This window comes from Pseudomonas sp. 8BK, assembly GCF_902506475.1.
GTDB classification, from domain to species: Bacteria; Pseudomonadota; Gammaproteobacteria; order Pseudomonadales; family Pseudomonadaceae; genus Aquipseudomonas; species Aquipseudomonas anguilliseptica.
In genome coordinates, this window is the sequence record NZ_LR733252.1 from 2,470,698 (window position 1) to 2,482,860 (window position 12,163).

Below are 12,163 nucleotides of genomic sequence, written 5' to 3' on the forward strand. Positions count from 1 at the left end.
GATAGACGGCGCATACTGTTCAACAGCAAAGCCCTGCAGCAGACCAACGGCAGCGCTCGACTCATGCTGGATCTGTGCAGCCGCAAAACGTTAATGTATATACATATACAAACAGCCTGCATGAGCAACCGCCATGAGCATCCGGATTATCGACAGCAGCACCGCCCGCCAACTGCCGTGGAAGAACGGTAAGGGCGTGACCCTGGAATTGGCCATCGCGCCGACTGACGCGGATCTAAGCAACTTTGAGTGGCGTATCAGCAGCGCGCGGGTGGAAAGTGCCGGCCCCTTCTCTCATTACCCCGGCATCGACCGCAGCCTGGGCCTGCTCAGCGGCGCCGGCCTGCGCCTGAATCTGCCCGAGCAGATCAGCCTTGAACTCGATAGCCACACTCCGGTGGTAGCCTTTCCCGGCGAGCTGGATGTGCAGGCCGAGCTGCTTGATGGCCCGGTGCAGGACTTCAATCTGATGAGCCGTCGTAATCGCTGGCAACACCGCCTGGAATACCGCGAACTGCAGGGCCAGCAGTGGCTCGACAGCAGCGCCGTGCTGTTTATCTACTGCTGCAGCGGCGCTGGTCTGACGTGCGCCAGCGCCGAGACCGCGCCCGTGAGCCTGAACGCCGGCCAAGGCTTGCTGCTGGAAGACGAAGTCGGCCCCTGGCGGCTGACCAGCCAGGGCCGTAGCGGCCTCTATCTGGCGCGACTTGAGCTGGCCAGCGCCGGGCAGGAGGCAATTGATCTGCTAAGCGACAACTGGGTTTAGCGCCAGACAAATCCAGGCCCTTAAACGCAAAAGCCCCGGCACTGGGCCGGGGCTTTTGCGCTACAAGTAAGGCGTAGACACTGTTTCGGGTCTCGCGAGCTAGAGCGAGACAAGGCGAAAACAGCCAAGGAAGCGGAGTTTACTGGCTGTAAATGAGCATTCCGCGGCTGTTTTCAACGCAGTATCGCCGACGCGCAGCAGATCCGAGACAGTGTCTTAGAACTGCGCGGCGTCGAGCAGATACAAGCTCTCGCTACCGGCTTTAACCGATGCGGTCAGCGAGTGGATGCGCGGCAGCAGGCGGGCGAAGAAGAAACGCGCGGTGCCCAGCTTGCTGACGTAGAACTCGTCCTGGTCCTGCTTGGCCAGTGCGGTGCGTGCCATCAGGGCCCACATGTAGGCGTAGGCGGTGTAGCCGAACACCTGCAAGTACTCGACCGAGGCAGCGCCGACTTCGTTCGGGTTGGCCTTGGCGCGTTCCAGCAGATCGGCAGTCATCAGCTCCAGATTGGCGATAGCGCCTTTCAGCGGCTCGATAAACTCGGCCAAGCTGCTATCGGCGGAATCGGTGAAAGCTTTGATCTCTTCAGCGAAGTGCTTGTAGAACGCACCGCCGCTGCCGACCACTTTACGCCCGACCAGATCGAGTGCCTGGATACCGTTGGTGCCTTCGTAGATCTGGGTGATGCGGCAGTCGCGGATCAGCTGTTCCTGGCCCCACTCACGGATATAACCGTGGCCGCCAAAAATCTGCTGGCCATGGGTGGTGGTTTCCAGCGCCATGTCGGTGAGGAAGGCCTTGGCTACCGGGGTCAGCAGAGCAACCAGCTCTTCCGCGCGCTTGCGGGTGGCGGCGTCTTCGCTGAACTTGGCGGTGTCGAGCTGCATAGCCACGTAGCTGGAGAAGGCACGACCGCCTTCGTTCAGCGCTTTCATGGTCAGCAGCATGCGACGTACGTCCGGGTGCACGATGATCGGGTCGGCGGCTTTGTCCTTGGCTACCGGGCCAGTCGGCGCACGGCTCTGAATACGGTCGCGGGCGTATTCCACGGCGTTCTGGTAGCTGCGCTCGCCCAGAGACAGACCCTGGATGCCAACGCCCAGGCGCTCGTAGTTCATCATGGTGAACATCGCCGCGAGGCCCTTGTTCGGCGCATCGACGATCCAGCCGGTGGCTCCGTCGAAGTTCATCACGCAGGTGGCCGAGGCCTTGATGCCCATCTTGTGCTCAATGGAACCGCAGGACAGCGAGTTCTTCTCACCCAGGGAACCGTCGGAGTTGACCATGACCTTCGGCACCAGGAACAGCGAGATGCCTTTCGGGCCCGCTGGAGCGTCCGGCAGCTTGGCCAGTACCAGGTGAATGATGTTCTCGGTCAGGTCGTGCTCACCGCCGGTGATAAAGATCTTGGTGCCGGACACCTTGAAGCTGCCATCAGCCTGCGGCTCGGCCTTGGTGCGGATGATGCCCAGGTCTGTACCCGCATGCGGTTCGGTCAGGCACATGGAGCCCGCCCAGACGCCGGAATACATGTTCGGCAGGTATTTTTCTTTCAGCTCTTCGCTGGCGTGGGCATTGATCGACAGGCAGGCACCGGCCGTGAGCATCGGGTACAGGCCGAACGACAGGTTGGCCGAGTTGACCATTTCCTCGACCTGGGCCGAGATCGCCTTGGGCATGCCCATACCGCCGAACACCGGGTCACCACCGACGCCGACCCAGCCGCCTTCGGCGTAGGTTTTGTAGGCATCCGGGAAGCCGGCTGGGGTTTTCACCGAGCCGTTGACCCAGGAGCAGCCTTCTTCGTCGCCGCTGCGGTTCAGCGGGGCAATCACGCCGCCGGTGACCTTGCCGGCTTCTTCGAGAATGGCCGCTGCAGTGTCTTCATCGACCACTTCAGCCAGGGCCGGCAACTGGGCCCACAGCTTGGAAACTTCAAACACTTCATTGAGCACGAAGCGCATATCGCGCAGGGGAGCTTTGTAGTCAGCCATGGGGCAATCCTCGAACAAACCAACGGGTATACAGAAGTGTTTTGAGTTTACCCGAACAACTTTTCAGACACATAGGGTCGCGTCGTGACCGCTAATTCACAAGCAGTATCAAAAGCCGCAGCACCGATACCTCACAGCCCCTGAGCTAACTACCACTCGTCAGAAGCAACGCCACTCCACCGTCCCAATTCTGAGTTTAACGACACATGTCGGCGAAGCCCGCTTAAGCCAGCGGGATAACTCCCCATAAGCGGCCTGGAATACGCCAAACAGTTCTCATTTTCAGGAATCCCCCCTCGAGCAGCTTTCGTGATGTAACAACCAGGCTCACGTCAACTCTACTTAAGCACGGGGCAATACTGGTCTAGTCCAGATTAGTGTTTGCCATCCATCAATTGTCAGCGTTTCGCCGCTTAATCAATTACGACAAGGATGTATGCGTGTTTAAAGCTTTTCTTGGCGCCTGCCGTTTGCGTTTGCACCTGCCTCTGCTCTGTAATTTGTGGCTAGCCGCCAGCCCACAGCTGTTTGCGGCAGAAACTCCTGCCCAGAACACTGAGGGCTTGCGTCAGCAGCAACAGCAACAGCACGAACTCAGACAACTGCAACAGCAGCAGCGCCAGCGCCAGCTCGAACGTGGCGCTTTTTCCACCGACAGCGCCGTACAGGCACAGCCAACGAACGCCGAGCAAGACAGCCAGTGCTGGCCCTTGAGTGGCACCCGAATTGGCGGTGTCACCCTGCTTGAGCGCTCCGAGCTGGATGCGCGACTGCAACCCCTGATCGCCCCCTGCATGGGCGTCGGGCAGATCAACCAGTTGCTCAGTACCATCACACAGGCGTATGTCGAGGCCGGTTATATCGCCAGCCGCCCTTACCTCAGCAGCCCCCCGGCAGCCGGTCAGTCGCTGGATATTCTGGTCGAAGAGGGTTTCGTCGAATCCATCGAACTGGCCGACCAAACGCTAGCGGTGTCACTGCGTAGCGCCTTCCCCGGCATGCTCGGCAAGCCGCTGAATCTGCGCGATTTGGAACAGGGCCTCGACCAGCTCAATCGTCTGCGTGCCTTCGATCTCACAGCCGACATCGCCCCCGGCACGCTGCAAGGCGGCTCGCGCATCATCATCCGCCCACGCGCCCTGATGAAACGCTGGGGGCTGGATGTCGGTCTGGACAACCTCGGCAGCGCCAGCACCGGGCGCGACCGAGCCACGCTCAGTCTAAGTCTGGACAGCCCACTGGAGCTCAACGACTACTTCAATCTGAGCCTGAGCGACACGCTCAACAGCGACGCCCGCTTCAGTCGCAGTCGCAACCTTTACTACAGCGTGCCCTATGGCTACTGGAACCTGGCTCTATTCGCCAGCCGCGCCGAATACTGGGCGCCGGTGCACCTGAGCCAGCAGACCGTGGACAGCGAGGGCCGCACCGACCAGCTCAGCCTGCGTCTGGACCGGGTTCTGTGGCGCGGCCAGCGCCATCAGTTGAGCGGCAACCTGCAGCTCGCGCACAAGCGTGTCGAAAGTCTGTTCCTCAACCAGCGCTTGCAGATCCAGAGCCCGACCCTGACCGTGGCCGAGGCCGGCGTCAGCCTATTCTGGCTGGACAACGCCACGTGGAACCTTGATCTCGGCTATGCCCAAGGCCTGACCTGGTTCGGTGCCGATCGCGACGATGAACGCCTGTTCGACGACCTGCCACGCCCGCAATTTCGCAAATGGCGCGCCAGCCTCGGTCAATGGCGCAATGGCCTGCTCGCCACTCAGCCCTGGCAGTGGCACAGCCAGTTATCGCTGCAGTACAGCCCCGACCCACTGCCGGCCATCGAGCAAGTCCTGGCCAGCGACGACTCGGCGGTACGGGGGTTTCGCCGCAACTCGGCCTCCGGCGCCAGCGCGGCCATCTGGCGCAACACCCTGCGACTGCCACAGCAGCTCGAGCATGGGCTGCTGCTAACGCCGCGCCTGGGCCTGGATAGCGGCTGGGTCAAGGCCGATCACGGCGTCGCTCCGGAGCAGCTGGCCGGCGCCAGTGCTGGCCTGAGCCTGAACTGGCACGACCTGCGGCTGGACCTGGATTACCAGCGCAGCCTGCACCGCCCGCAAACCTTCACTCACGAACCAGAAATCTGGCTGATGCGCCTGAGCCTGTCGCTCTAGCTCATCGCCCGACAGAGCCGCGGGTCTACGCGCGAAGCCTGTGGCCATACGAAGACGCGCACTCCTATTCCTCTCCACAAAATGAAGGTGTTTATGCCCAACAACACGGAAGTATTTCTGCTCTCGCCCAGAGGCAGGCTGCGCTGGTCCATCGCCGGCCTGATGCTGTTTCAATCGCTGCAACCGGCCTTCGCCGCCGGCCTGGCTGCCGCTAACGGCCCCGGCGGCACGCCGCAGATTCACAACCAGCAAGGCGTACCGGTGATCAACATCGTCGCCCCCAACGCCTCCGGGTTGTCGCACAACCAGTTCCTCGACTTTAACGTCGACCGTCAGGGGCTGGTGCTGAACAACGCCTTGAGCAATGGACAATCAATCCTGGCCGGACAGCTGGCGGCCAACCCGCAACTGCAGAGCCAGGCCGCCAGCGTGATCCTCAACGAAGTGATCAGCCGCAACGCCTCGCAGATCAACGGTGCCCAGGAGATCTTCGGTCGCCCCGCCGACTATGTCCTGGCCAACCCCAATGGCATCAGCGTCAACGGCGCCAGCTTTATCAACGCACCACGCGCCAGCCTGGTGGTGGGCAAGCCCGAACTGCAGGACGGTCAACTGCAAGGGCTGAACACGCAGAATGCCAACGGCAAGCTCACCATCCAGGCCGGGGGGCTGCGCAACGACGACGGTCGACTGGACCTGCTGGCTCCCCAAATTGATAGTCAGGGACAAATTCGCGCCCGCGATGAGCTGAACCTGACCGCCGGACGGAACCAGGTCGGCTACACCGATGGCCAGGTGCACGCCAGCGCCACGGCCAGTGCTGGCCCCGGCCAGCGCATCGACGCCAGCCTGTTCGGCGCCATGCAAGCCGGACGCATCAATATCGTCAGCACCGCTGAAGGCGCCGGGGTCAAGGTTGGCCCGACTCAGATCGACGGGCGCGACGGCGTCAGCATCAGCTCGGCTGGCGACCTGACCATCAGCGGCCAAGCGGCCCAGGACAACAGCCTCAACGGCCGCCTGGCCAACGTGCGCAGCAGCCAGGGCGACGTGGCCCTCAAGGCCGCCGCCGACCTCGGCCTAGCCGCCAGCGAGGTCAGCGGGCGCGACGTGCAACTCAGCGCCGGGCGCAACCTGACCTTGAGCAGCCTGGAGAGCAAGCAGCTACGCGAGTCGCGCAACAACTGGAACAACAAGTTCTGGGGCATCACCTACGAGACCTACGACCAGACCATCACCGACCGCGACTCCCGCCAACACGGCAGCACCATCAAGGCCAGTCGCGATGCCAGCCTGCAGGCCGGCGCCGACACCCGCCTGCAAGGCTCCAGCGTCACGGCCGGTAAACAGCTCAAAGTCGACAGTAGCGGCGACCTGACGCTCAGCGCAGCCAACGAGGTCAGCGAACACCGTGACCGCGGCAACCATCGCAAGCACCTGTGGAAAGCCAACTGGGACAACAGCTCCCGCAGCGAGCGCAGCATCGCCAGCCAGCTCAAGGCCGGCGGCGACGCGGCAGTCCAGAGCGGCGCCAACTTGCGCCTGGAGGGTGCCGTGGTACAAAGCGGCGGCGACCTGATCCTCGGCAGCAAGCAGAAAATCGAGATCGACACGGCCACGCGCAGCCAGAGCAACAGCAACAGCAGCTACTCCGGCGACCTCACCGGCGGCAGCTTCTTTGGCAAGAATGGCAGCGGCGACAAGGCCCAGACCCTCAACCAGCGCAGCGAGGTCAATGCCCAGGGCAAACTGCTAATCGCCGCCGACGACGTGCGCATCAGCGGCAGCCAGGTGCGCGGCAAGACCGACGCCAGCGTGATCAGCCAACAGGGCAGCCTGACCATCGACGGTGTGCAGGACAGCTCCTTGAGCAATCAGCATAACAAGGACAGCAAGCTGTTCGGCCTGGTCAAGGATGAGCAACGCAGCCGGGTCGCCAGTAGCACCCTGGTGCGCAGTGAGCTGAACTCCGACAGCAACCTGCAGCTCAAGAGTGCCGCCGACCTGTCCGTGGTCGGCGCCTTGGTCGAGGCCGCCGACAAGCTCAAGCTCGATGCGGTGGGCAACATCGATGTGCTGGCGGCGAAAAACACCGAACAAACCACCGTCACCACCGACAGCCACGGCTTCTCCGCCTACGCCAAGGAAACCCAGGTCGCGACCGACACGCAGAAAGGCTCGCGGCAGTATCGCGCGGGAATCCGCTATGAGCAGGTCGAGGAAACCCGCAACAGCGACACCACCAGCCATCAGGGCAGCGAGCTCAAGGGCGGTACGGTAGCGCTAGCGAGCCAGGCCGAGCTGACCTTGCAGGGTTCGCAGATCGGCGCCGGCCAAGGCGGCGCCAGCCTGGCCGCCAGGGACGTCAACCTGCTAGCGGCCCATGACAGCAGCCACAGCGACAGCAGCCAAACCACCACTGGCGTGGGTTTCTACTACACCGGCGGACTGGATCGCGCCGGCAGCGGCTGGGAGGGTGGGCAACAGACGCTCGACAGCAGTGCCACGGGCAGCACGGCCAAGACCAGCGGCATTGCTTCCGCCGGGCAACTGCGCATCGACGCCGGTAACGGCAGTGGCACCCTGACCAGCCAAGGAGCGCAACTCGGCGCTGGCGATAGCCTCCACATCAGCGCCGGAACGGTGGATAACCGGGCCGCACAAAATAGCCATAGCAGCACCCGCGACGAGCAAGGCTGGAGCGTCGATCTGGGGGCGAACATTGAGTACAAGGGCATTACGCGGCCCATCGAGAAAGCCGTAGAAGGCGTGGCCCAACGCAACTTCTATCAGCCAGGCCTGCTCGATGCCTTCGAGCAGCCCAACCTCGGCCTCGACCTTGACATTGCCTACCAGAACAGCCATAGCCAGCAACAAGGCAGCACGGCCGTGGTCAGCCAGTTCAGCGCCGGCCAGCTGCAGCTGGACGTCGCCGGACATGTACAGGACCAGGGCACCCAGTATCGCGCCGATCAAGGCCAACTGCAGATCAATGCCGGTAGCCATACCCTGAACGCCGCCAGCGACAGCCACAGTACGAGCGCCGACAACCTCAGCGTGAAGACCACGCTGCGCGTCTACACCACCACCGGCAAGGACATCAACGGCCGTCTCAGCGGCATTGGTGGCTCTGCCGAGAGCAGCAGCAGCGACAGTAAGGCAGTGCTCGGCAGCCTCAGCGGTAGCCAGGGTATTCAGGTCCAGCTGGGCACCGACGGCGCGTACGAAGGCAGCCGTTTCAATGGCGGCCAGGGCGGCGTGCAGCTGCAAGCCGGCGGCGACCTGGTGCTGAACCAGGCCAACGACCGACAAGCCAGCGACAGTCACAGCCTGAAGGGCGACGCCAGCCTGCAAGCTGGCATGAGCAAGGGTTCGGGCGGCAAGGGCGGTAGCGTTTCGGCCAGCTTCCTGGTCAACGACCAGCGTCTGAGTAGCCAGGACAGCCAGGCCCAGGTCGCCACGTTCGCCGGTAACGGCCCCATCGTGCTGGACAGTGGTGGCGATCTGCACTTGCAAGGCAGCCAGTTCGGTAGCGCCGAGCAGCAGGTGGGGGACGTTCGTCTGAACGCTGCCGGCCAGCTGGACTTCCAAGCAGCCACCAACAGCCACCGAGCCGAAGGCAGCAACCTCGGCGGTGGTCTGAGCCTCGGCGCGAGCAAGACCAAGGGGGCGGAGACCAGCAACTCAGGCGCCAGCGTCGGCGGCCAGTTCGCCATCGGCAGGGTGCAGGAAAACAGCCTGACAGCCAAAGGCGGCACGCTGTACAGCCAGGGTCGGGTCGAGCTGAGCGCGGCGGCCGCAGACACCCAGGCACTGCATCTGCAAGGCACCCGGATCAACGCTCAGAGCGTCGACCTGAATGCCAGCCAGGGTGACATCCTGCAAGAGTCGGCGCAGTCAACCGAGCACCGCAACACCTGGGGTCTTGGCCTCGGCCTGGGCGGTAGCGGCGGCAAGACCTATCAGAATCAGGGCGCCAGCAAGGACACTGACCAGGACAACTACGGCGTCTACGGTCGGGTCAAGATCGATGTCGACAAACTCGACAGCACCACCCAACACAACAGCCAGATCCAGGCCGAGCGGGTGACGCTGAACAGTCAGGGCGATACCCGCCTGGCCGGTGCGACCATCGAGGCGGATCGGGTCGGGGGCCAGATCGGCGGTAACCTGAGCGTCGAGAGCCGCAAGGACAGCGAGCAGCGCCTCAAACTGGGCATCGACCTGCGCCTCGCCGGCGAGAAGAACCAGCCCGGTCTGGTGGAGAAACTCGGCAAAACCACCGGCCCCCTCGCCGACCCGCTCAAGGAGAAGAGCCAAGCCGCCTTCGACCAGCATCGCGGGAAGCTGGAAAACGGAGTGGACAAGGTCGCCGGCAAGCTGGGTGACGCCAAGGATAGCCTGGTCAGCCAGGCCGGCATTGCCAAGGACAAGCTGACTGACGCGCTCTCGCGCAGCGGCAGCTACGACGTCAATCCAGAACCGCGCAGCGCCCTGGGCAACAAGCTGGATCAGGCCAAGGGCTACCTGGCTGACAAGGCCGGCGCCGCCACCAACGGTTTGGCCAAGCTCAAGGACAAACTCGGCGGCAGCAAGGAAGGCAGCTACGCGGTGAACGACAAAACCAGTACCGGCAAGACAGTGGCCGACAAGGTGGGCAACGTGCTGTTCGGTGACAAGAGCAACACGGCAGCGCTCACTCCGACCCTGTATCTGGACGTCAGCCATGTCGACAAGGATGCCGTTACCTCGGCCTCGGGTATCAGCGCCAGCCAAGGGATCGAGCTACAGGTCGGCGGTACGACCCAACTGACTGGCGCAACCCTCAAAGCCAGTAACGGTGCAGTCGACCTCGGCGGCTCGACTGTCAGCAGCAGCGCCCTCGACAGCAAGGACTACCGCGCCGACCTCGGCCTCAACCTGTCCAAGTCACCGGTGGATTTGTTGTTCGGCATCAAGGACGAGCTGACCCAGCAACAGGACGCCGCCACTCAGCAGGAGCAACTGTTCAATATCGGCGTACTACGGGTCGGCGGTCACAATGACCGGCACCTGGTACAGGCCGGTATCGAACAGGCCGCCAACACTCAGGAGCAATAAGCCCACCAGGGCACACGCGCAACGCCGGCAACATAGCCGGCGTTGCTGCGTTAGCTGAGCAGACAAGCCATACCCTGCAAGTGCATCTTGAACAAGCTAACCAGGTGACAAAGATGCGCCGACAAACTCGTCGCATAGACATGACGCACATAGATCGGTTGCGACAGCGCCATCCAATTGGGCAACACGCGCGAAGTAGGAATACGCCAAGTTCAAGCACGCACAATGCAGAGAAAAAACCGCTGCCTTCTCGGGCAGCGGCTTTCCCAGCCGACATCACGCCAGTGCTTAGCAGTCCAGGGCAAAGTCGCCTGCTTTCATTGCCATCAGGTTGTCCGCCCCAGACAGCATGGCCACCTCATGACTGAGGGTGCGTGGCAGGATACGTGCGAAGTAGAAGTGCGCTGTTTGTAGTTTGGCCTGGTAGAACGCGGCCTCACCCGCGCCCGCAGCCAGCTTCTGCTCGGCCACCAGGGCCATGCGCAGCCAGAAGTACGCCAGGGTGACGTAACCGGAATACATCAGGTAATCCACCGACGCCGCGCCGACTTCGTCCGGGTTCTTCATCGCCGCCATGCCGATCTTCTGGGTCAGCGCGCCCCACTGCTGGTTCAGCGTCGCCAGCTGGGCGACATAGCCCTTGAGCTGCGGATGCTCGGCCTGGGCCTCGCAGAACTTGTGGACGATCTTGGTAAAGCCGCGCAGCAGCTTACCCTGGCTGCCGAGCACCTTGCGCCCGAGCAGGTCGAGGGCCTGGATGCCGTTGGTGCCTTCATAGATAGGTGCGATGCGGCAGTCGCGCACCAGCTGCTCCATACCCCACTCGCGGATAAAACCATGGCCGCCGAATACCTGCATGCCGTGGTTGGTCACCTCCAGGCCGGTCTCGGTCATAAAGGCCTTGCAGATCGGCGTGAGGAAGGCCAGCAGGTTCTCGGCCTCCTCGCGTTGCTCGGCGCTGTCGCCACGGTGCGCCTGGTCAATCAGCTGCGCAGTGAAATAGGCCAGTGCGCGATTGCCTTCGTTGAAGGCTTTCATGGTCAGCAGCATGCGTCGCACATCGGGGTGGACGATGATCGGGTCGGCGGCCTTATCCGGCGCCTTGGGCCCGGTCAGCGCACGCATCTGCAGACGCTCAGTGGCGTACTTGATCGCGCCCTGAAAGCTGGTTTCCCCCAGACACAGGCCCTGCATGCCAGTGCCCAGGCGTGCATGGTTCATCATGGTGAACATGCAGTTGAGCCCCTTGTTGGCCTCGCCGATCAGGTAACCGGTAGCGCTGTCAAAGTTCATCACGCAGGTGGCCGAGGCCTTGATGCCCATCTTGTGTTCGATCGAGCCGCAACTTACGCCATTGCGCGCGCCGGCTTCGCCTGCCGCGTCAGGCAGAAACTTGGGCACGATAAACAGCGAGATGCCCTTGGTGCCAGCCGGTGCGTCGGGCAACTTGGCCAGCACCAGGTGCACGATGTTCTCGCTCATGTCGTGCTCGCCGGCGGAGATAAATATCTTGCTGCCGCTGACCGCATAGCTGCCATCCGCCTGGGGCACGGCGCGAGTCTTGATCAGGCCCAAGTCGGTGCCGCAATGGGCTTCGGTCAGGCACATGGTGCCGGTCCAGCGGCCTTCGGTGAGTTTGCTCAGGTAGGTCTGTTTCTGCGCTTCGCTGCCGTGGGCGTGAATGGCCGACATCGCACCGTGGGTCAGCCCCGGGTACATGCCCCAAGAGGTGTTGCTGGCGCCGACCATTTCGCCGATCAGCAAACCGAGGGAATGCGGCAGGCCCTGACCGCCGTATGCTGGATCAGCAGCCAGGCCATTCCAGCCGCCTTCGACATACTGGGCAAAGGCCTCCTTGAAGCCCTTGGGCGTGGTCACGTGGCCATTGTTGAATTGGCACTCTTCTTCATCACCGCTGCGGTTCAACGGTGCCAGCACCTGCTCACAGAATTTCGCGCCTTCTTCGAGAATCGCACTGACCATGTCCGGGGTAGCATCGCTCGCACCCATCGCGGCGTAACCGGCATGAAAGTCGAAGACTTCGTCGATCAGAAAGTGCATATCGCGCAGGGGAGCTTTGTACTCGGGCATGCTGGTTTCTCCGTCAGCTAGAGCGTGGGTTAGTGCTCTACGCTAAGGCTCA

General features: G+C 62.7%; 5 protein-coding genes. 3 read left to right on the forward strand and 2 right to left on the reverse strand.

From position 1 onward, the window contains the following. Nucleotides 1-133: 133 nt before the first annotated feature. A complete protein-coding gene (locus ACIN8IBEIGE_RS11390) occupies nt 134-766 on the forward strand; it encodes a HutD family protein (protein ID WP_160014719.1) in 633 nt (210 codons plus the stop codon). A gap of 216 nt (nt 767-982) precedes the next feature. Here the strand turns inward: ACIN8IBEIGE_RS11390 and ACIN8IBEIGE_RS11395 are convergent, their stop codons facing one another. Then, the gene (locus tag ACIN8IBEIGE_RS11395; RefSeq protein WP_160014720.1) at nt 983-2,761 is read right to left on the reverse strand and encodes an acyl-CoA dehydrogenase C-terminal domain-containing protein; all 1,779 of its coding nucleotides are present in this window, start codon (nt 2,759-2,761) and stop codon (nt 983-985) included. Between the two features lie 440 nt (nt 2,762-3,201). Between ACIN8IBEIGE_RS11395 and ACIN8IBEIGE_RS11400 the strand changes: the two genes are divergently transcribed. Continuing rightward, nucleotides 3,202-4,920, forward strand: coding sequence for a ShlB/FhaC/HecB family hemolysin secretion/activation protein (locus tag ACIN8IBEIGE_RS11400; RefSeq protein WP_160014721.1), 1,719 nt, complete (start codon nt 3,202-3,204; stop codon nt 4,918-4,920). Nucleotides 4,921-5,013: 93 nt separating this feature from the next. Continuing rightward, nucleotides 5,014-10,020, forward strand: coding sequence for a hemagglutinin repeat-containing protein (locus ACIN8IBEIGE_RS11405; protein ID WP_160014722.1), 5,007 nt, complete (start codon nt 5,014-5,016; stop codon nt 10,018-10,020). A gap of 288 nt (nt 10,021-10,308) precedes the next feature. Here ACIN8IBEIGE_RS11405 and ACIN8IBEIGE_RS11410 read toward each other — a convergent pair whose 3' ends face one another. Beyond that, complete coding sequence (locus ACIN8IBEIGE_RS11410; RefSeq protein WP_160014723.1) at nt 10,309-12,111, reverse strand: acyl-CoA dehydrogenase C-terminal domain-containing protein; 1,803 nt, start codon at nt 12,109-12,111, stop codon at nt 10,309-10,311. Nucleotides 12,112-12,163 lie beyond the last annotated feature (52 nt).

What these genes read in the sequence shown, in the direction of transcription:
- ACIN8IBEIGE_RS11410 (WP_160014723.1), bottom strand. Translation starts at nt 12,111, where the DNA reads ATGCCCGAGTACAAAGCTCCCCTGCGCGATATGCACTTTCTGATCGAC.
- ACIN8IBEIGE_RS11405 (WP_160014722.1), top strand. Translation starts at nt 5,014, where the DNA reads ATGCCCAACAACACGGAAGTATTTCTGCTCTCGCCCAGAGGCAGGCTG.
- ACIN8IBEIGE_RS11390 (WP_160014719.1), top strand. Translation starts at nt 134, where the DNA reads ATGAGCATCCGGATTATCGACAGCAGCACCGCCCGCCAACTGCCGTGG.
- ACIN8IBEIGE_RS11395 (WP_160014720.1), bottom strand. Translation starts at nt 2,761, where the DNA reads ATGGCTGACTACAAAGCTCCCCTGCGCGATATGCGCTTCGTGCTCAAT.